General features: G+C 64.9%; 19 protein-coding genes, 1 tRNA gene and 1 pseudogene. 15 read left to right on the forward strand and 6 right to left on the reverse strand.

The window, feature by feature from the left end; translation table 11 throughout:
- Positions 1-69 precede the first annotated feature (69 nt).
- The gene (locus tag FLQ03_RS09385; protein WP_144371168.1) at positions 70-972 is read left to right on the forward strand and encodes a GGDEF domain-containing protein; all 903 of its coding nucleotides are present in this window, start codon (positions 70-72) and stop codon (positions 970-972) included.
- Positions 973-981: 9 nt separating this feature from the next.
- On the opposite strand, the gene FLQ03_RS09390 is transcribed toward FLQ03_RS09385, so the two are convergent.
- A complete protein-coding gene (locus FLQ03_RS09390) occupies positions 982-1,842 on the reverse strand; it encodes a Rossmann-like and DUF2520 domain-containing protein (RefSeq protein ID WP_144371169.1) in 861 nt (286 codons plus the stop codon).
- A gap of 92 nt (positions 1,843-1,934) precedes the next feature.
- Between FLQ03_RS09390 and FLQ03_RS09395 the strand changes: the two genes are divergently transcribed.
- Both FLQ03_RS09395 and FLQ03_RS09400 read left to right on the forward strand, forming a co-directional pair.
- On the forward strand, positions 1,935-2,498 hold the full coding sequence (locus FLQ03_RS09395; protein WP_240802246.1) for a LemA family protein: 564 nt from the start codon (positions 1,935-1,937) through the stop codon (positions 2,496-2,498).
- On the forward strand, positions 2,467-3,369 hold the full coding sequence (locus tag FLQ03_RS09400) for a hypothetical protein (RefSeq protein WP_144371171.1): 903 nt from the start codon (positions 2,467-2,469) through the stop codon (positions 3,367-3,369). Before FLQ03_RS09395 ends, FLQ03_RS09400 begins: the two co-directional genes overlap by 32 nt.
- Here FLQ03_RS09400 and FLQ03_RS09405 read toward each other — a convergent pair.
- A complete protein-coding gene (locus FLQ03_RS09405; protein WP_144371172.1) occupies positions 3,366-4,523 on the reverse strand; it encodes a pyridoxal phosphate-dependent aminotransferase in 1,158 nt (385 codons plus the stop codon). The two genes, FLQ03_RS09400 and FLQ03_RS09405, sit on opposite strands and share 4 nt — an antisense overlap.
- Positions 4,524-4,678: 155 nt before the next feature.
- On the opposite strand from FLQ03_RS09405, the gene FLQ03_RS09410 reads away from it, so the two are divergent.
- The 4 genes from FLQ03_RS09410 to FLQ03_RS09420 all read left to right on the forward strand — a co-directional run bounded on the left by FLQ03_RS09410 (position 4,679) and on the right by FLQ03_RS09420 (position 6,627).
- Positions 4,679-4,768, forward strand: a tRNA-Ser gene (locus tag FLQ03_RS09410).
- Positions 4,769-5,001: 233 nt separating this feature from the next.
- On the forward strand, positions 5,002-5,478 hold the full coding sequence (locus tag FLQ03_RS09415; RefSeq protein WP_144371173.1) for an FKBP-type peptidyl-prolyl cis-trans isomerase: 477 nt from the start codon (positions 5,002-5,004) through the stop codon (positions 5,476-5,478).
- Between the two features lie 208 nt (positions 5,479-5,686).
- A complete protein-coding gene (locus FLQ03_RS19570; protein WP_276607766.1) occupies positions 5,687-5,812 on the forward strand; it encodes a hypothetical protein in 126 nt (41 codons plus the stop codon).
- A gap of 23 nt (positions 5,813-5,835) precedes the next feature.
- Positions 5,836-6,627: an alpha/beta hydrolase gene (locus FLQ03_RS09420; RefSeq protein WP_144371174.1), complete on the forward strand. Its 792-nt coding sequence runs from the start codon at positions 5,836-5,838 to the stop codon at positions 6,625-6,627.
- A gap of 88 nt (positions 6,628-6,715) precedes the next feature.
- Here the strand turns inward: FLQ03_RS09420 and FLQ03_RS09425 are convergent, their stop codons facing one another.
- The 3 genes and pseudogenes from FLQ03_RS09425 to FLQ03_RS09435 all read right to left on the reverse strand — a co-directional run bounded on the left by FLQ03_RS09425 (position 6,716) and on the right by FLQ03_RS09435 (position 9,653).
- On the reverse strand, positions 6,716-7,999 hold the full coding sequence (locus FLQ03_RS09425; protein WP_144371175.1) for a TRAP transporter large permease: 1,284 nt from the start codon (positions 7,997-7,999) through the stop codon (positions 6,716-6,718).
- Complete coding sequence (locus tag FLQ03_RS09430; RefSeq protein WP_240802247.1) at positions 7,999-8,607, reverse strand: TRAP transporter small permease; 609 nt, start codon at positions 8,605-8,607, stop codon at positions 7,999-8,001. The genes FLQ03_RS09425 and FLQ03_RS09430 overlap by 1 nt, the downstream gene beginning before the upstream one ends.
- Before the next feature lie 57 nt (positions 8,608-8,664).
- Positions 8,665-9,653, reverse strand: a pseudogene (locus tag FLQ03_RS09435) (DctP family TRAP transporter solute-binding subunit).
- 279 nt (positions 9,654-9,932) lie between these two features.
- On the opposite strand from FLQ03_RS09435, the gene FLQ03_RS09440 reads away from it, so the two are divergent.
- From FLQ03_RS09440 to FLQ03_RS09450, 3 genes are all read left to right on the forward strand, one after another.
- Positions 9,933-10,829 carry a LysR family transcriptional regulator gene (locus FLQ03_RS09440; protein ID WP_144371176.1) on the forward strand — a complete coding sequence of 299 codons (897 nt, stop codon included), beginning with the start codon at positions 9,933-9,935 and terminating at the stop codon, positions 10,827-10,829.
- Positions 10,830-10,929: 100 nt separating this feature from the next.
- A complete protein-coding gene (locus FLQ03_RS09445; RefSeq protein ID WP_144371177.1) occupies positions 10,930-12,018 on the forward strand; it encodes a 4-oxalomesaconate tautomerase in 1,089 nt (362 codons plus the stop codon).
- A 296-nt stretch (positions 12,019-12,314) separates the two neighbouring features.
- On the forward strand, positions 12,315-13,505 hold the full coding sequence (locus FLQ03_RS09450; protein ID WP_206210919.1) for an alpha/beta hydrolase: 1,191 nt from the start codon (positions 12,315-12,317) through the stop codon (positions 13,503-13,505).
- On the opposite strand, the gene FLQ03_RS09455 is transcribed toward FLQ03_RS09450, so the two are convergent.
- Positions 13,469-14,362: a LysR family transcriptional regulator gene (locus FLQ03_RS09455; protein WP_144371178.1), complete on the reverse strand. Its 894-nt coding sequence runs from the start codon at positions 14,360-14,362 to the stop codon at positions 13,469-13,471. The genes FLQ03_RS09450 and FLQ03_RS09455 overlap by 37 nt on opposite strands.
- Before the next feature lie 94 nt (positions 14,363-14,456).
- Here FLQ03_RS09455 and FLQ03_RS09460 point away from each other — a divergent pair, with 94 nt between their 5' ends.
- Genes FLQ03_RS09460 through FLQ03_RS09480 form a run of 5 tightly spaced genes read left to right on the forward strand, consistent with a single transcriptional unit; the run spans position 14,457 to position 19,921 of the window.
- A complete protein-coding gene (locus FLQ03_RS09460) occupies positions 14,457-15,488 on the forward strand; it encodes an agmatine deiminase family protein (protein ID WP_144371179.1) in 1,032 nt (343 codons plus the stop codon).
- A gap of 34 nt (positions 15,489-15,522) precedes the next feature.
- Positions 15,523-16,446 carry an N-carbamoylputrescine amidase gene (gene aguB / locus FLQ03_RS09465; protein ID WP_144371180.1) on the forward strand — a complete coding sequence of 308 codons (924 nt, stop codon included), beginning with the start codon at positions 15,523-15,525 and terminating at the stop codon, positions 16,444-16,446.
- On the forward strand, positions 16,443-17,537 hold the full coding sequence (locus tag FLQ03_RS09470; protein WP_144371181.1) for a polyamine ABC transporter substrate-binding protein: 1,095 nt from the start codon (positions 16,443-16,445) through the stop codon (positions 17,535-17,537). Before aguB ends, FLQ03_RS09470 begins: the two co-directional genes overlap by 4 nt.
- Before the next feature lie 54 nt (positions 17,538-17,591).
- Entirely contained in the window at positions 17,592-18,767 is a 1,176-nt protein-coding gene (locus FLQ03_RS09475; RefSeq protein ID WP_170252363.1) for an agmatine deiminase family protein, read from the forward strand.
- A gap of 50 nt (positions 18,768-18,817) precedes the next feature.
- Positions 18,818-19,921 carry an agmatine deiminase family protein gene (locus tag FLQ03_RS09480; protein WP_144371182.1) on the forward strand — a complete coding sequence of 368 codons (1,104 nt, stop codon included), beginning with the start codon at positions 18,818-18,820 and terminating at the stop codon, positions 19,919-19,921.
- Positions 19,922-19,989 lie beyond the last annotated feature (68 nt).

The following is a 19,989-nucleotide window of genomic DNA, read 5'->3' on the forward strand; positions in this document are numbered from 1 at the left end:
GGCACAAGCAGACCGCAGGCAAGCTATGATGAAACGATTGTATAACCGGTTTGCATCTGCCTGCCCGCCATGCCCGACACCCTGCACCGCCATCTTCTGCCCAAACTGCAGCAGCTGTACCAGCACAGCGAGCTGCTGGTGGCGTTGTTCGATAGCAGCGATACGCTGCGTTACGCCAACCCGGCCTTTCGCCGCACCTATCACCTGGCCAAGAACAGTTACCCCAGCTGGGTACAGCTGATGCGCGACAACTATGCCAACGGCACCGGCACCGTCATCCAGACCGACAATTTCGACAACTGGCTGAGCTCGGCGCTGAGCCGGCGCGGCAAGCAGGCTTACCGCATACTGGAAACCGACCTGCACGACGGGCGCTGGCTACTGATGACCGAAACGGTGGACGAGACCGGCTGGATGCTGTGCACTGCCGTGGATATCAGCCAGTTGGCCACCCGCGGACGCAGCCTGCGCGCGGCACGCGATCAGGCACTACGCGCAGCCAGCACCGATGCGCTCACAGGCCTGAGCAATCGCCGCCATATCCTGGCCCTGCTGGAGGCTCTGCTACCCAAAACCGGCCAGCACTGCATCGCCATCGTGGATATCGACCACTTCAAACACGTCAACGACCACTACGGCCACCCGTTCGGCGACCTGGTACTGGTGGACTTCGCCCGTCACCTGCAAGGCCAGCTGCGGCGCAGCGACGGGGTTGGCCGCCTGGGCGGCGAAGAGTTCATGCTGATCCTGCCGGATACAGCGCTGCCGCAAGCCAGCCTGGTGCTGGGCAACCTGCTGGCCAGCCTGCAACTGCCGCGTCACATTGGCGAGCAGGTAGCGTTCCGCTACCAGTTTTCCGGCGGCATCACCCGCTTGTTGCCAGATGACACCGTACAAAGTGCCTATCACCGCGCCGACCAGGCGCTCTACAGCGCCAAGCAAGGCGGCCGCAACCGCGTCGAGCTGGGCTGACGCCCGGCCTCATGCGGCCGGCTGGCGCAAAGCGCGAGCTACCGCAGCCTGCCGCTCGTCATCCAGCCGCCCCGCCGCCAGCACCAGCGTCGCTTCGCCCAGCGCGCAGTACAAGGCATCTTCCGCCGCCGTCATTACCGCACGGTGTCGTACCAGGGTACCCGCATCGCCGCGCACAATCGGCCCGGTCAGTGCCGCTGCCGGCCCCAACGCCAGACTGTTGGCCAACGTTTTCTGCATCAAGTCGCCAATTACCGCCTGTGCCTGCTCGGGCACCATGCCTGCCGTGGCAGACAGCTGCAGCGCCAGCTGGTGCACGGTCACCAGATAATTGGACGCCACCGCCAGCGCCGCGTGGTAGGCCGCCTTGCCGCCCGGCGCCAACAGGAAAGGTTGGCCGCCAATGGCGCGTGCCAACGCCTGCAACGGGGCAAACGCCCGCGTATCGCCCTCCAGCGCGCAGCGGGTACCGGCAAAAGCCTGTACCGACCGCGCCGGGTCGGCAAACGAGAACGCCGGGTGCAAGCTGGCACAGTACAGCCCCTGCGCGGCAAGCGGGGCCAGCAACGCCGCTTCGCCGGCACCACTGGCGTGAAACACCACCTGCCCCGGCTGCAAGCGGCCAACCTTGGCCAGAGCCGTTGCCACACTGGCGATGTCACCATCCGGCACCGCCAGCAAGGTCAGCGCCGCCGGCGCCACCTGATGCAAGGCGGTATGCGGCTTGCCGCCCCCGATAAAGGCGCACGCTGCCTCGGCAGCCGCCACACTGCGGCACAGCACGCTGCCAATGCCATAGCCGGCCTGCTGCGCCAGCCAGCCCAGCGTTTGCCCCAGGCGACCGGCGCCGATAATGTTCAATGTCTGCATGGTTGCCTTTCTTGACATCCCCCCGCCCCGCCGCCACGATGAGCCGGCGCGGCCCACGCCGCCGCCCGCTTGCGAAAGGGAAAGCAATGCCGATGTTTCTGTTCATGGCCGCGCTGGCCGTCCTGTTTTTCTACGGGGTAATGCTCTACAACAGCCTGGTGCGGCTGAAGCACGAGGTCACCCGCTGCTGGGCCAATATCGACGTTCTGCTGAAACAGCGCCACGACGAGCTGCCCAAGCTGGTAGACGTCTGTCGCCACTACAGCCAATTTGAACAAGACACCCTGACGCGGGTGATGGAAGCCCGCGCCATGCTGTCGGAAGCGGCGCGCAGCGCCAACGTTGGCCGCATCGGCGAACTGGAAGGCCAGCTGCGTAGCCTGACCGGCCAGATTTTTGCTGTAGCAGAAGCCTACCCCGAACTGCAAGCCGACGCCCAGTTCAGCCACCTGGCGCAGCGCATCACCCAGCTGGAAGACGGCATCGCCGACCGGCGCGAACTGTATAACGAAGCCGTGAACCTGAACAACGTGCGCATCGAGCAGTTTCCCGACGTGATCGTCGCCAGCCTGTTCAGCTTCCGCCCGGCCAAGCCGCTGCGTTTTGCCGACAGCGACAAGCGCGATGTGGATATCGGCGCCCTTTTCCAGCGCTAGCCGCCTGGCCACAGGCTGGGCCGGCCTGCTGCTGTATCTGCCCGCCTGGCCACTGTGGCTGGCGAGCGCCGATACCTGGCCGCCAGCCGTGCCGCTTGCCGTCGCTGCGCTGGCACTGTGGCAATGGTGGCGCCAGCACCGTCGCTACCGTTTCGTGGCCGACACCCCCACCGGCCGCTGCCATAGCCCGGTACAAGGTTACGGCGAGTACCACGGCCAGGCCCGCGCCTGCGGCGGCCAACCTTTGCTCACCCCCTACGGCCAGATGCGCTGCGTGTGGTACCACGCCAGCCGCCAACCACGCGACGACCGCCACGGCCATATCCGCAGCCGCCAGCACCTGGTCAGCGACAGTGCGTTCCTGCTGGCAGACGCGCGCGGCCAACTGGTGATCGAACCCGCCGGCGCGCTGGTGGAAACCCGGCACCACCGCCAGTGGCAGGACGCGCAATACCACTACCGCGAAAGCTGGCTGGCCGACGGCGACCCGCTGTACGCACTGGGCAGCCTGGTTACCCTGGCCGGCGCACCCGACCGCCAGGCCTGGCGTGACGACCTGCAACTGCTGTTGAACGACTGGAAAGCCGATCAGGCCGCGCTGCTGCAACGCTTCGACCGCGATGGCAACGGCGCGCTGGACGCCGACGAATGGGAAGCCGCACGCCAGGCCGCCGCACACAGCATCCACCGCCAGCACCGCGAGCTGGCCGCCACCCCACCCTGCCACCATCTGCAAAAACCGGCAGGTGGCCGCCCCTTCCTGCTGAGCTGGCGCACACCCGCTGCCCTGGCGCAGCGGCTGCGGCGGCTGGCCTGGAGCCACGCCGCCGTAGCCGTGCTGGCCGGCTACTGGCTGGCGCGGCTGGCTTAACGCCGCGGCAAGGTAGCGATGCGCGCCACCGCCTCTGCCAAGCGTTCTACCCCGGTGGTGTACGCCACCCGCACGTAACGACCGGCCTGATGGGCACCAAAATCCGCCCCCGGCGTAATCGCCACCTGCACCTCGTCCAGCACGCGCTGACAATAAGCAAAGCTATCGTCGGTCACCGCTGACACGTCGGCATACACATAAAATGCCCCGTCCGGCTGCGCCGGCACACGCCAGCCCAGCTGTGGCAGCGCCTGCAGCAGATAATCGCGGCGGCGGCCAAACTCGGCGCGGCGCGCCTCCAGCTCGGCCAGCACCGCTGGCTGGAATGCGGCCAACGCCGCGTACTGCGCTGCCGCCGGCGCACATAGAAACAGGTTCTGCGCCAGCCGCAACGCCGCTTCCACATACGCATCCGGCACCACCAGCCAGCCCAGGCGCCAGCCGGTCATCTGGAAATACTTGGAGAAACTGTTGATCACGAAGGCGTCGTCCGCCAGCGCCAGCGCGCTGAACGGCGCTTGCCCGTAGCAAAGGCCCTGGTAAATCTCGTCCACAATCAGCGCCCCGCCGCGGGTGCGGCACACGGTGGCCAACGCCGCCACCTCGTCCGCCGTCAGCATGGTGCCGGTAGGGTTGGCCGGCGTCGCCACCATCGCCGCCACGGTATTGGCCTGCCAGTGCGCGTCGGCATCGGCCGCCAGCAACTGGAAGCGGCTGGCCGCATCCACCGCCACCGCCTGCGGCTGGCCGCCCAGCAGGCTGACAAAATGGCGGTTGCACGGGTAGGTAGGGTCTGCCATCAACACGCCATCGCCCTCGTCCACCAGCAAGGACAGCGCAATCTGCAAGGCCCCGGACGCACCGGGGGTTACGATGATGCGCTGCGGCGCCACCGTCACGCCAAACTGGCTGGCGTAATACCCGGCAATCGCCTCGCGCAATTGCGGCAAGCCCTGCGCCGCTGTATAGAAGGTGTGCCCGGCGGCCAACGCGGCCCGGCCGGCATCCACAATCGCCTGCGGCGTGGCGAAATCCGGCTCGCCGATTTCAAGGTGGATCACGTCATGCCCGGCGGCCTGCAAGGCACGGGCTTTTTCCAGGATGGCCATCACCTGAAACGGGGCGATGGCATCCAGCCGTCTGGAGAGTTTCACTGCTGCTGTCCCTTTGCTTGTGCGGGCCTGTACGGCCTCTATCGAACTGGCAGTATGCCGCAGCCACCGCACAGTCGGCAGGCTTGATAAAAAAATGCATGCACAGCTGTTGACAGCCGCAATAAGCCTACCTATACTTCGCAGCCTACTGAGTCGGAGAGGTGGCAGAGTGGTCGAATGTACCTGACTCGAAATCAGGCGTACGTGCGAGCGTACCGAGGGTTCGAATCCCTCCCTCTCCGCCAGTACACACAGCTAAGCCCTTGAGAAATCAAGGGCTTTTTTGTTTTGTACTGCGGCCAACCCGGCGCTTCTCCTGCACGCCCGTCCCCCGCCCCCTTGGCAAACTCACGCACGGCGGGTTGCCACCAGCCGCAGCCCAGGCAGCCGACTCCGGCAAGCAGCGCACGGCTATCCCCGGTTGACACGCTCCGGCAGAGCTGCCACCCTTCCCGCCTCGTTTTTTAGGGGAACCACCATGAAAATCACCCAGAACTGCGCCGTTACCGTGCGCATGAAAGTCACCGACAGCCAAGGCAATGTATACGACGACGGCAAACAGCCGGTGTCCTACCTGCACGGCGATTACGACAACCTGTTCCCCAAGCTGGAAGCCGCCCTGGAAGGCCAGGAAGCCGGCTTTGACACCGTGGTGCAGCTGGCCAGCGCCGATGCTTTCGGCGAGCGCGACGAAGCACTGGTTACCACCATGCCGAAGGCCGACTTCCCGCCCGGTATCAAGGTAGGCGGCCAGATCCGCCGCATGGGCCCGGATGGCGAGCCGCGTTACTACTTCGTTACCAAGATCAAGGGCCCGACCGTGCTGCTGGACGGCAACCACCCGCTGTGCGGCAAGTCGCTGCGCTTTGCCATCAAGGTACTGGACGTGCGCGCTGCCACCGAAGAAGAAATCGCCCACCAGCACGTTCACGGCGAACACGGTCACCAGCACTAAGCTGCCCGTCTGCCAGCGTACCAAGCCCTCCCCTCGCGGAGGGCTTGGTTTTTACCACCGCGCCCCGTAACGTACCGTGGGCAGTCATCAGGCCATATGGCCCCTGGCTGTGATGTTCTACCCGACCGGTACTGCGATGCCATGCCCGTCAAGCGCCAGCAGCCACATAGAACGCAGCTGCAAGATCGGGTAACTCAGCAGCATGCCCATGCTGGCCTCCTTCACCATTGCCAGCACACGGTTGTCGGTGCAGTCTTGGCAGGGCGTTATCGAAACCTGCACCAGTAATACGCCGCTGCTGCGGCAGGCCTTTGCGGCCAACCCTTGCGCCTGACTGCTTGCTGAAGGAGATCTGCCGTGCCGACACCCCCTGCCCGCCTGTGGCTGCTTGGCTGCCTGCTGTGGCTGTCCAGCCTGACGGCACTGGCCGCCGGCGACGTGCTGCACATCGCCACCCGCCCCGGCGTGCAGCACAGCCTGCTGTGGTGGCCGGCCCCCGCCGCCCGCGCCACCGTATTGCTGTTTCCCGGCGGCAACGGCGGCTTTGGCCGGGTGGCCGATGGCGTGCCGGATGGCGACAACTTCCTGGTACGTGCCGCGCCGCTACTGGTGGCGCAAGGTCTGAACGTGGCCATCTTCGGCCGCCCCGACGACGGCAGCGGTCTGGGCTACGAAGCACGCATCGACGCGCCGCACCTGGCCGATATCAGCGCGGTGCTGGCCGAAGTACGCCGCCGTGCGGGCCAGACGCCGTGGCTGGTAGGCACCAGCCGCGGCACGCTGTCGGCCACCGCCGCTGCCATCGCGCTGCAAACGCAGGTGGCCGGGCTGATCCTGTCGTCCAGTGTGGTTGGCCGCACCAAACCGGGCGCCGTCCCCACGCAAGACCTGGCCGCCATCCGGCTGCCGGTATTGCTGATTCATCACCGCCGCGATGCTTGCCCGGTGTGCCACCCCGCCGACGTGCCGGCGCTGCTGGCCCAATTCAGCCAGGCCAGCGACAAGCAACTGCAGTGGCTGGACGGCGGCGGCCCGCCACACGGAAAGGCGTGCGGTGCCTGGCACTGGCACGGCTACAACGGCATCGAAGCCGAGGCAGTCGCCGCGATGGCAGGCTGGATTCGCGCCCACCCTGTGCCGGCACTCTGACCACCACCTGCGGCGGCGCCTATCCATGAAAAAACCCGCGCCAGGCGCGGGTAAAGGCAAGGGCACGGCCCGAGCGGAGGATGCGTTGCTACATCATACCCAGCGTTCTGGGTAGCCACAGCGAGATGGCCGGTACGTAGGTGACCAGCACCAGGAACACGAGCATGGTAAGCAGCCACGGCCATACCGCGATGGTGAGCTCGGTAATGCCCATCTTGGTAATGCCGGACGCCACGTACAGGTTCAGGCCCACCGGCGGGTGACACATGCCTACTTCCATGTTCACCACAATCAGGATGCCGAAGTGCACCGGGTCGATGCCCAACGCGATGGCCACCGGAAACAGGATGGGGGCAAAGATCAGCACGATGGACGACGGCTCCATCACGTTGCCGGCCAGCAGCAGAATGACGTTTACCACCAGCAGGAAGGCTATCGGGCCCAGGCCGGCGTCGATCAGCCAGCTGGCCATGGCCTGCGGCACGCCTTCGCTGGTCATCAGGAACGAGAACAACACCGCGTTGGTAATGATGTACAGCAGCATCGACGACATGCTGGCCGAGTCCAGCAGCACCTTCGGCACCTGCTTCAGCGTCATGTCTTTGTAGATGAACACCGCCACGATGAAGGCGTACACCGCCGACATGGCAGCCGCCTCGGTGGGGGTAAAGATACCGCTGTAAATACCGCCAATCACCAGCACGATAAGCGACAAACCCCAGAAGCTTTCGCGCAGCGCCTGCATGCGCAGGGCAAAGCTGGCCTTGGGCAGGCGCGGGTAACCGAACTTGCGGGCACGATACCAGGTGGTCAGGCCCAGCAAGGTAGCCAGCATCAGGCCCGGAATCACACCGGCCATGAACAGCTGCCCCACCGAGGTATTGGTGGCCACCGAGTACATCACCATGGCGATGGACGGTGGAATCAGGATGCCCAGCGCGCCCGAGGTGGTGATCACGCCTGCGCCGAAGCGCGGCGGAAAGCCCTGCTTCACCATGGCCGGCAGCAGGATGGAACCGATGGCCACCACGCAAGCCGGGCTGGAGCCGGAGACGGCAGCAAACAGCGCGCAAGCCAGTACGCCGGCCAGGCCCAGGCCGCCGTGCCAGTGGCCCACCATGCTGGTGGCAAAATTGATCATCCGCCGCGCCACCCCACCGTGGGTGAGGAAGTTACCCGCCAGAATGAAAAACGGGATGGCCATGATTTCGAACTTCTCGATACCGGTAAACAGCTTCAGCGCCACCGACTCGATAGGTACATCTGTCATGGTAAACAGGAAGGTCAGGACGGTGAGGCCCAGCGAAATGGAAATCGGCATGCCGGTGAGCATCAGCGTAATCAGCAAGCCAAAGATAATCAGGGTGCTCATCAGTGTGTTCCTCCGCGCTTCACGTCTTGCGGATGCAGGTTGTCGTCCATCGCGTACCAGTTACTGTTTTCGGCCACGTCATCCATGCCTTCCACGTGGGTATGGTCGTGCTTGGGCAAGGCACCGGTCTTGAGGAAGCCGACGGTCACTTGCAGGAAGCGGAAGCACATCAGGTAGGAGCCCAGCGGCACGGCCAGGTACACCAACCACATCGGGATTTCAAGGTCTACCGATGTCTGGTCGGTATGGGCGATCTCCCACACAAAACCGGCACCCAGCGTGCCGACAATGCCGGTAAACAGCGCACCGGACAGCAGGCCGATGACAATGAAGCGGCCCCGGTTACGGTCGGACAGCTTGTTGATCAGCACGTCCACTCCAACGTGGATGCCGGTACGCACGCCGTAGGCCGCGCCGAATTTGGCCATCCACACAAACAGGTAGATGGTGAGCTCTTGCGCCCAGCTCAGATGGATGCCGGACAGCAGAGGGTTGAGCCAGGCAGTGCCGCTACCGTAACGGTGCAGCACTGCCACAAAAGTGATGAGCGTGGCGGCGCCCATCAGAATGGCAATCAGCCATTCTTCCAGATGATCCAGGAATTTCACGACGACCTCGCAGGGAGCAGGAGACAGCGGGCAGCACGGCCACCCGCCGCAAAGGACTTACTTGGCGATGGCGCTACGCACCGCATTGATGGTGGCCATACCGATGCGCGGCGCAATATCGTTGAACGCCGGCTGCATGGCTTTCACCCATTCGGCTTTTTCTGCCGCGCTGGGCACGTACACCTGGGTCTTGCCGCTGGCCTTGATGCGCTCGTACGCCAGATTGGTGTCCTTTTCGGCCATCTGGTCGTTGTAGACGGTGGCATCACGCATCGCGCCTTCCAGCGTAGTGCGGATGTCCGGCGGCAGCTTGTCCCAGAACGGCTTGTTCACCACCACGGCGTAACCGCTGTAAGAGTGGCGGGTATCCACCACGTACTTCTGTACCTCGTACTGCTTCTGCGTGTACAGGTTGGACACATTGCCGTCGGCGCCATCCACCACGCCGGTCTGCATCGCCTGGTATACCTCGGACAAGGCCATGGTCTGCGGCAAGGCCCCTACCGACTGAATGATGGCCTGGTTCACCTTGGACGAATTGATGCGGATCTTCTGGCCTTTGATATCGGCACCTTCAGCGGCTTGTTGGCGCTGAAGACGCGGAAGCCGTTATCCCAGAACGCCAGCCCTTTGATGCCGCGGCTTTCCAGCTTCTGCATCAGGCTAGCCCCTACTGGGCCACGGGTCACCTTGTGTACCTGGTCTTCGTTCATGAACACGTAGGGCATGTCGAAAACCTCGAATTCCTTGAAACCCATCGGGCCGAATTTGCTGGTAGTGGGCGCCAGCATCTGCACCGACCCCATCTGCAGCGCCTCCAGCTCTTCCTTGTCTTTGTACAGCTGGCTGTTGGGGTAAATCTGGATCTTCACCTGGCCCTTGGTACGTTCTTCCACCAGTTTCTTGAAATACTCGGCGGCCTGCCCTTTGGGGGTATCGACAGCCACCACGTGGCTGAACTTGATCACGATGGGCTCTGCCGCCAGCACCGCTTGCGAACCCAGCAGCAAGGTCGCCATGACGAGGGGGGTAGTCAGTTTTTTCATGGTGGTGTCTCTCCGTTTTGTGTTTGCCTTGCAGCGTAAGCGGTTGCCAGCTGCTTGTGCTGCATTGTGGTGGCGTGTTTTTGTTTTGTTAAATGCATTGTTTTTTATGATTATTGATAAAAACTGATCAATACCACGTCAAAAAAAATGGCCACCGCGTTCGGTGGCCAACACAAGGGAGTACTTGCTGCTGTACTGCCGGAGCAGACAACAGCCAGTGTGCAAAGGCCGCACACGGTAGTAAAGTAAATTTATCTGCCAGATTATTGAGCCAAACGCATGAAAATCGACACCATAGGCGTACAGGCCTTCATCGCCATCGCCGAAAGCGGCAGCTTCCAGACCGCAGCCGAAAGCCTGTTCCTGTCGCAGGCCGGCATTACCCGCCGTCTGCAAAACCTGGAAGACTACCTGGGGGTAAAGCTGATCGAGCGCACCACGCGTTCGGTGGCGCTGACCCGGGTTGGTGAAGAGTTCCTGCCACACGCCAAGCGTTTGCTGGGCGAGCTGGCCGGCTCGCTGAGCGAAATTCGCGACACCGGCCGCCTCAAGCGCGGCAGTGTCACCATCGCCTGCGTACCCACCGTGGGCGTGCGCTTTCTGCCGCGCATCATCCAGGCCTACTCGGCGCAGTACCCCGACAACCACATCAAGATCCTGGACCACACCTCGGCCGGTGTTTCCAGCGCCGTGCTGCAGCGCGAAGCCGAGTTCGGCATCACCATTGCCGGCAGCCACCACGCCGAGCTGCTGGGTGTACCGCTGATCGAGGACGAATTCGTGCTGGTCTGCCGCGACGACCACCCGTTGGCCGCCTTGCCCGAACTGCAGTGGCGCCACCTGGAACCCTACCCGCTGATTTCCATCGGCCAGTTCAGCGGCAACCGCCCCTTGCTGGACCGTGCGCTGGAAGAAAACCAGGTGACGCTGCAGTCGCTATACGAAGTACAACGCGTGTCCACCGCGCTGGGGCTGGTGGCAGAGGGCGTCGGCGCCGCGGTATTGCCGGGGCTGGCCCTGCAACGCGACGCCTACCCGCACATCCGCGTGATGCGGCTGCAAAACCCGGTGGTATCGCGCGGGCTGGTGCTGATTACCCGCAAGACCGCCGAGCTGTCACCGGCTGCGCAGGCACTGTACGAGATGGTGAAAGCCTATGCGGACCAAGCGCAATAATTGAATAAAGCGCATCAATACCAGAAATAAATTCATTTCTCTTGCGGCGTGGCAGTGCCGAGAATGCCCGGTAAATGAACCGTCTACCGAGGTAACAGCCATGTTGATCCCCATCCCCTGCGTCGTGATGCGCGGCGGCACGTCCAAAGGCCCGTTCTTCCTGCAAAGCGACTTGCCGCAGGATGAAGCGCGCCGCAACCAGGTGCTGCTGGCGGTAATGGGTTCGCCCGACCGCCGCCAGATCGACGGCCTGGGCGGTGGCGATTCGCTGTCCAGCAAGGTGGTGATGGTGTCGGCGTCCAGCCGGCCAGGCATCGACGTGGAATACCTGTTTGCGCAGGTGTCGGTAGACAGCGCCACCGTGGACACCTCGCCCAACTGCGGCAACATGCTGGCCGGCGTAGCACCGTTTGCGCTGGAGCACGGCCTGGTGGCGGCCGACAAACCGCACACCGCGGTGCGCATCTACAACCAGAACACCGGCAAGGTGGTGGAGGCCATCGTGCAGACGCCGGGTGGCAAAGTGAACTACGAGGGCGAGGTGCACATTGATGGCGTGCCCGGTAGCGGCGCGCCCATCCTGCTGAACTTCATGGACGCCGCCGGCGCCAAGACCGGCAAGCTGATGCCCACCGGTCAGGCTATCGACGTCATCGACGGTGTGGAAGTGTCTTGCGTGGATTTTTCCACCCCCATCGTGTTCATTGCCGCCAGCGCGCTAGGCAAACGCGGCGACGAAAGCAAGGCCGAGCTGGACGCCGACAGCGCGCTGCTGGCCCGTATCGAAACGCTGCGCCGCGCTGCCGCACTGCGCATGGGGCTGGGCGATGTCAGCGATAAAGTACTGCCGAAGGTGGTACTGCTGTCGCCGCCGACGGCGGGCGGCCAGATCTGCTCGCGCTACTTCGTGCCATGGAACTGCCACGCTGCGCATGCGGTCACCGGCGCCCTCTGCGTGGCCGCCGCCTGCCACATCCCCGGCACGCTGGCACACCGCCTGGCCCGGCTGGACCCGGCTGCACCGCAGCACGTCACCATCGAACACCCTAGCGGCCAACTGCATACCCAAGTAACGCAAGCCGGCACCGACGCCGAAGGTTGGCCGCACATCAGCAAAGCCGGCGTGGTGCGCACCGCGCGCCCGCTGGTGGCCGGCGTCACCTACGTGCCGGGTAGCCTGTGGCAGTAAGCGCCCAAGCCTCAGGGCTGTACGCGGTCAGTCTCGGCTGCGATGGCGTCGCGTAGCGTTGAATCATAGACAGCAGGTGGTATTACCAGGCTGACCACAAAAGAAAACCCGCCATGGGGTAGCGGGTGTGGCGCAAGGCGGCCGAATGATGGAGACAACACGAGGAGAGATCCTCGCTTTCAGCCTAGAAGACGATTTGCTGCAACGCAACATGAAATTGACGCGCGACGGGCCCTGACAGAAACTTCTGGCCGCCGTTGCCACTCCATGCCGCTTTACCCGGCCCGAACATCACCATGAGAATCGCCCTGCCCCTGTTGCTGGCGCTGGCCGTCAGCGCCTGCAGCCAGACCCGCGCCCCAGACGCCCTGCCGCCGCTGGGCCAGGCCGACTTTGCCAGCTACCAGCAGCAAACCCGGCACTGGCTACAGCAGCATCGCCGGTTTGTGACCGCCACACCGCAGGACGAGCTGGCCTACAACAGCCCGCAGCAATGGCAAGCCAAAGGCCCGGCGCGCGGTGCAGTGCTACTGGTGCACGGGCTGGGCGATTCGCCTTACTCGTTCAATGATCTGGGGCCGGCACTGGCCGAGTCCGGTTACCTGGTACGCAGCGTGTTGTTGCCCGGCCACGGCAGCAAACCGGCCGACCTGATGGCAGCGCAATACGAAGACTGGCAAACGCTGGTAGCGCAACAGACCGCGCTGCTGCAGCGCGAGGGCCTGCCGGTGTATCTGGGCGGCTTCTCCACCGGCGCCAACCTGGTGATGCTGCAGGCGATGGCCGAACCACGCGTGGCCGGCGTGCTGCTATTTTCACCGGCGTTCAAGTCAGATAGCAGCATCGACTGGCTGGCACCGTGGGTGGCACCGCTGAAACCGTGGCTGCGGCAGCCGGACGAGGGCGTACAGCAAACGGCGGTACGCTACCTGAACGTGCCCACCAATGGCTTTGGCCTGTTTTACCGCAGCAGCAGCGCCGTACTGTCGGCGCTGGCGGCCAGACCCTACGACAAACCGGCGTTCATGGTGCTGGCAGAGCGTGACTCGGTAGTAGACGTCGGCGAGGCACGCCGCCTGTTCCAGCAGCGCTTTACCCATCCGGCCAGCCGCCTGGTGTGGTACGGCCGGCAAGCCGGCAACGGGCAGGACCCGCGCCAGTTATGGCAAAGCGACTACCTGCCGCAGCAACGCATCAGCCAGTTTTCGCACATGAGCGTACTGTTCTCGCCGGCTAACCCCTTGTATGGCCAAAAGGGTAGCCTGCGCATGTGCCGTAACGGCCAGGAGGACGCCGAGGTAGCCGCCTGCCAGCGCGGCGCCACCGTGTGGTACAGCGACTGGGGCTACCGCGAACCGGGCAAGGTGCACGCCCGCCTCACCTTCAACCCCTACTTCGACTGGCAGCTGGGCGTGGCGCGCAGCGTGCTGCAAGCGGGCCTGAGCGGGACTCAGCCCGTGGCGGCCGCTTCGTCCAGCAGCCACTGATACAGCTGCCTCACCAGCGGCGAGCGGGTGTCGCCGGCGGCACGGGCTATCCACCATGGCTGCCCGGCCTGCACCGGGTAACCGGCCACCGCCTGCAAACGGCCGCCGGCCAGCGCGTCGGCCACCTGCCAGCGCGATAGCCAGGCCACGCCCAGGCCGCGCTCGGCGGCGTCCTGCAGCAGGCGGGGGTCGTCCAGGATCAGGCTGCGGCGCCAGCCGGCCAGCAGCGCCGGCAGGGCCTCGTGGCCGCTGCCGGCCGTCAGTGCCCGCTCCAGGCACAGCAAGCTGGCGTGGGCGGCGTGCTCGGCCGGCGGCAAACCGGCCAGCCGCTGCGCCAGCGCCGGGCTGGCCACCAGCAGCTGCTCGTCCTGCAACCACGGCTGCTCCAGCAGGCCTGGCTGCTGCAGCGGCCGCGCCACAATATTGATATCCACATCCAGCTCGTCCACATAGCGCGCCGTCTCATCGGTAGACAGCAACGGACACACACCCGGCAGCGCCTGCTGCAGTGCGGCCAACCTGGGCAACAGCCAGCCCTGCTGCAGCGGCGCCGGGCACACCAGCACCACCAGGCCGGGGTCGAGGTAGGTGCCGATGCGCGCCAGCCCGCTCTTCAGCGCGTCCAACGACAGCTGCACGCTGCGCAACAGTACCTCGCCCGCCACCGTCAGCTCCACTCCGCGCCCGACGCGGCTGAACAGCGGCTGCCCCAGCTGCGCCTCCAGTTGCTGCACCTGATGGCTGATGGCCGACTGCGACAGGCACAGCTCGTCGGCAGCGCGGGAAAAGCTGCCCAGCCGGGCAGCGGCCTCAAAGCCGGCCAGCAGGCGCAGCGAGGGAATGCGTGGCGTATTCATATGAGAAAACCTGTTCAATACCGGCAAAAAACATCAATTTTTCTAAAGTCATGCTAGCGCCACAATACGCCCATCACAACAGGAGGCAAAGCAGATGGGACGTTTTGATGCACGCGTACAGGGCTACCGCATGCCCGCCGAATGGGAAACCCAGCACACCACCTGGCTGGGCTGGCCGATGCTGGCCGACCGCGAAGAACTATGGGGCGAGCACTATGCCCAGGTGGTAGCCGAGTTTGCGCTGACCGCGCGCACCATTGCCCGCTACCAGCGCTGCGTGGTGACCGCGCACCACAGCCTGGCGGCGCAGGCGCGCGAACTGTGCGGCCCGACGGTGACGGTGCTGCCGGTAGCGGCCGAAGACAACTGGGTACGCGACTGCGGCCCCATCTTCTTGCAAGGCAAGGGCGGGCAGTTGGCCGCCGCGGCGTTCCGCTTCAACGCCTGGGGCAACAAGTACCAGCCGTACGACGGCTGCCAGCAGCTGGCGCAGGACATCGCCCGCCACGCCGGCGCCACGCTGTTCAACAGCGACATGATTCTGGAAGGCGGCTCGTTCTACGTAGACGGCGAAGGCACGCTGCTCACCACCGAAAGCTGCCTGCTGCACCCCAACCGCAACCCGGGCATGCGCCGCGCCGACATCGAAGAAGAGCTGGGCCGCATGCTGGGCATCCGCAAGGTGATCTGGCTGCCGGGCAACCCGATGGAGGTGGAAACCAACGGCCATGTGGACGGCATCGCCTCCTTCGTGGCACCGGGCCGCGTGCTGTGCCAGGGCGCCACACCGGACCAGGGCGACTACTACTACATCCTGCGCGAAAACCGCCGCGCGCTGGAACTGGCCACCGACGCCCGCGGCCGCGCGTTCAGCTTTCTGGAACTGCCGTCGCCCGAGGTGACCCAGCGTTACGACAGTGAACGCTACTGCGACTGCTACGCCAACTACATCCTGGTCAACGGCGCGGTGATCAGCACCGCCTTCGGCGTGGCCGAAGACGACGCCGCCCGCGCGGTCTTCGCCCAGGCCTTCCCCGACCGTGAAGTCGTGCTGCTGCCGGTGACCGCCATTTCCATCGGCGGCGGCAGCCTGCACTGCTCCACCCAGCAACAGCCGGCCGTCTGAGCCTGGCGCTACACAACGCAGCAAGGAGAACACCATGAGCCGTACCCTTACCGTCGCCGCCGTCCAGATGGCCTCCGGCAGCTGGCAAGCAGAACACAATATGGACCGCGCCGAGCGGCTGATCCGCCAGGCCGCCGCCGCCGGCGCCCAGCTGGTGCTGTGCCCGGAACTGTTCATGCAGCCCTACTTCTGCATCGACCAGCACGTCGATCACCTGCAGCTGGCGCAGCCGTTCGAAGGCCACCCCGGCATTGCCCGCTTTGCCCGCCTTGCCGGCGAGCTGGGCGTGGTCATCCCCATCGGCTTTTTCGAGCGTGCCGGCAACGCCGCCTACAACAGCATTGCCGTGGCCGACAGCGACGGCCGCGTGCTGGGCGTGTACCGCAAGACGCATATTCCGGACGGGCCGGGCTACACCGAAAAGTTCTACTTCACCCCCGGTGACACCGGCTTCAAGGTGTGGGACACCCGCGTCGGCAAGATCGGCATCGGCATCTGCTGGGACCAGTGGTACCCGGAAACCGCGCGCAGCCTGGCGCTGATGGGCGCCGAAGTGCTGTGCTTCCCCACCATCATCGGCAGCGAGCCGTTCAGCGCCGATTATGATTCGTCCGGCCACTGGCAGCGCACCATGCAGGGCCACGCCGCGGCCAACATGCTGCCGCTGGTGGCGGCCAACCGTATCGGCAGCGAAACCGGCATCGGCAACGGCAACCCGCGCCAGCAGGGGCTGACCGCCACCTTCTACGGCAGCAGCTTCATCGCCGACCACACCGGCTGCAAGGTGCAGGAAGCCGGCCGCAGCGAGGAAACCATCCTGCTGCACCGCTTCGACCTGGACGCCATCCGCGCCGAGCGCCAAAGCTGGGGCTTCTTCCGCGACCGCCGCCCCGAGATGTACCGCACGCTGCTCACCAGCGACGGCGTCACCTCCTGCTATCAGGGAGCCCGCGCATGAGCCCGCGCCGCCACCTGCAGGCCACCGCCCTGGCGCTGGCCTGCGCCGGCAGCCACGCCGCCGAAGAGAAAATCCTGTACCTGTTCAACTGGGCCGACTACTTCGCCCCCGACACCCTCAGCCAGTTTGAAAAGGAAACCGGCATCAAGGTGCGGCTGGACGTGTACGACAGCGACGAAACGCTGCAAGCCAAGCTGCTCACCGGCGACAGCGGCTACGACGTGGTATGGCCCAGCAACGACTTCATGGCCAAGCAGATCCAGGCCGGCGTGTACCGCCCGCTGGACAAAAGCAAGCTGCCCAACCTGAAGTACCTGGACCCGCGGCTGATGAACATCATCGCCCAGTCCGACCCCGGCCACCGCTACGGAGTGCCTTACATGTGGGGCACCGTGGGCGTGGGTTACGACAAGGTCAAAGTGGAAAAACTGCTGGGCAAAGCCCCCGCCAACAGCATGGACCTGCTGTTCGACCCCGCCACCAGCAGCAAGTTGGCCGCAGGCGGCTGCCGCATCGGCGTGCAGGATTCGGCCAGCGCCATGCTGCCGCTGGCGCTGCGCTACATCGGCCGCGACCCGGTAAACCCGGTGAAAGCCGACTTTGACGCCGCGCTGGCCATGCTGAAAAAAGTACGCAAAAACATCAGCCTGTTTGTCGGCTCGCCCAACGCCAGCGAGCTGATCAGCGGCGAGCTGTGCGTGTTTACCGGCTACTCCGGCGCCATCAACCTGGCCACCGAGAAAGTACGCGAACAGGGCGGCAAGCGCAGCATCGTGTACGACATCCCCAGCATGGGCAGCCTGATGTGGTTCGACGGCATGCTGATCCCCAAAACCGCGCGCCACCCCGACAACGCCCACGCCTTCATCAACTACATCCTGCGCCCCGACGTGGTGGCCAAGATCAGCAACGCCACCCGCTACGCCAACGCCAACCTGGGTGCACTGAAACTGATGGACCGCACGCTGGTAGGCAACCCCGCCATTTACCTCAGCGACGAGCGCAAGAAAACGCTGTTCCTGCAAAAAGTGCAAAGCAGCGACACCACGCGGCTGGAAGGCCGCACCTGGATGAGCTTCAAAAAAGGCTGATCCTTACTACCCCTCCCGGCCACAAACCGGGGGGCGTTCCCCATGAGACATACCATGCATAACAGAAGACAGTTCCTACAGCTGGGCAGCATCGCCCTCGCCACATTGGGCAGCAGCTTGCTGGCCGGCTGCGGGGGCGGCGGTGGCAGCGGTGGCGGCGGTGGCGGTGGCACACCGACATCAACGGGCAACACCATCAATACCGGTACCAGCGGCAACACCAGCAACGGCATCAGCTGGACCATGCGCGACGAAGCCGACCCGCACGCCGCCACCTGGATGGCCTTTACCGGCAGCAGTGCCATCTGGGCGACCGACCTGCCCGATGTCCAGCAGGCACTGGCGCGCATTGCCAACGCCATCGTGCCCTACGAGCCGGTAAAAATGCTGGTACGCCCCGCCGACAAAGCGCGCGCCGCGCAGCTGTGCGATGCCCGCGTTACCTTGCTCGAAGCCGAATTCGACGACCTGTGGGTGCGCGATACCGGCAGTGTGTTCGTGATCGGCAGCAATGGCGAGAAGGGTGCCGTCGATTTCAACTTCAACGGCTGGGGCAACAAGCAGGCCCACGCCAACGACAAGAAAGTGGCCAGCTTCATGGCCAGCCAGAGTGGCGCCACCCGCCTGAGCAGCAGCTTGGTGCTGGAAGGCGGCGGTATCGAGGTAGACGGCAAAAGCACCGCCATCATCACCGAGAGCTGCGTGCTCAACAGCAACCGCAACCCCGGCGTCAGCAAAGCCGCCTGCGAGGCCGAGCTCAAACGCCTGCTGGGTATCCGCAAGGTCATCTGGCTGCCCGGCATCGCCGGCCGCGACATTACCGACGGCCATACCGACTTTTACGCCCGCTTTACCAGCCCCGGCGTGGTGGTAGCAGGCTACGACGGCGACCCGGCTTCCTACGACCACACGGTAACCCAACAACACCTGGCCATCCTGCGGGCCGCCACCGACGCCAGCGGCAAAGCGCTGACCGTACACGTGTTGAACGCCCCCGCCACCCACCGCCGGCCGGCCAACAAGGACTTTGCTGCCGGTTACATCAATTTTTACGTCTGCAACGGTGCCGTGATCATGCCGCAGTTTGGCGACACCACCGCCGATGCCGCCGCCCGCAGCAAGCTGCAAGAGCTTTACCCGGGGCGCAGCGTCATCACGCTGGACATCGACGCCATCGCCGCCGGCGGTGGGGGCATCCACTGCACCACCCAGCAAGAACCCCGTTACTGAGCACCGCAAGCCACCGACTTGCGCCAAACCTGCCTTACCAAGGAAACCTGATGAACCGACGACACTTTCTGGGTTACGGCGCCGCCAGCCTGCTGGCCGGCACCCTGGGCGGCAGCGCCTTGCTGGCCGCACCCGCAGCACACGCGGCCACCAGCAGCTGGCGCATGCCGGACGAAGGCGAGCCGCACGCCGCCACCTGGCTGGCCTTTGCCGCCAGTGAAGCGATCTGGGGCCGCAAACTGCTGGCCGGCGCCCGCGACAGCCAGGCACGCATTGCCGAGGCCATTGCCGGCTACGAAACGGTGAACATGCTGGTACGCGAGCAGGACTACGACCTGGCCTACCGCCTGTGCGGCGCTGCGGCCAACCTGGTGGTGGCGCCGCTGGACGACCTGTGGCTGCGCGACAGCGGCCCGCTGTTCGTGGAAGACGCCCAGGGCCAGCGCGCCGCCATCGACTTCAACTTCAACAGCTGGGGCAACAAGCAAACGCACGCCAACGACGCCAGGGTGGCGGCCAGGGTAGCCAGCCATACCCGCACCCCGCTGCTGCATACCAGACTGGTACTGGAAGGCGGCGGCATAGAAGTGGACGGCGAAGGCAGCGCCATCATCACCGAAAGCTGCGTGCTGAACCGCAACCGTAACCCCGACGTCAGCAAAGCTGCCTGCGAAGCCGAACTGAAGCGCCTGCTGGGCCTGCAGAAGATCATCTGGCTGCCCGGCATTGCCGGCCGCGACATTACCGACGGCCACACCGACTTCTACGCCCGCTTTGCCGGCCCCGGCGTGGTGGTGGTACATAGCGACACCGACCCGGCCTCGTACGACTACGCCGTTACCCGCCGCCACCTCGAGATCCTGAAAACCGCCACCGATGCCCGTGGCCGCAAGCTGCAGCTTATCGTCCTCCCCGGTGCGCACAGCACGCGGCCACGCTACCGCAACGCCGACTTTGCCGCCGGCTACGTCAACTTCTATGTGTGCAATCACGCGGTGATCGCGCCACAGTTTGGCGACACCCGCGCCGACCACTACTGCCGCGACGCACTACGTGACGCCTTCCCCCACCGCGATGTGGTGCAGCTGGACATCGACGCCATCGCCGCCGGCGGCGGCGGGATTCACTGCGTCACCCAACAACAACCGGCATAAGGCCGCCGGCCAGGCCCGCCAGCGGCAGCCTGAGCATGCTGCCGGTATTGGTTAAACCGCCAGCGCTG

Origin of the sequence: Vogesella urethralis, assembly GCF_007644045.2 — a bacterium.
Taxonomy (GTDB): domain Bacteria; phylum Pseudomonadota; class Gammaproteobacteria; order Burkholderiales; family Chromobacteriaceae; genus Vogesella; species Vogesella urethralis.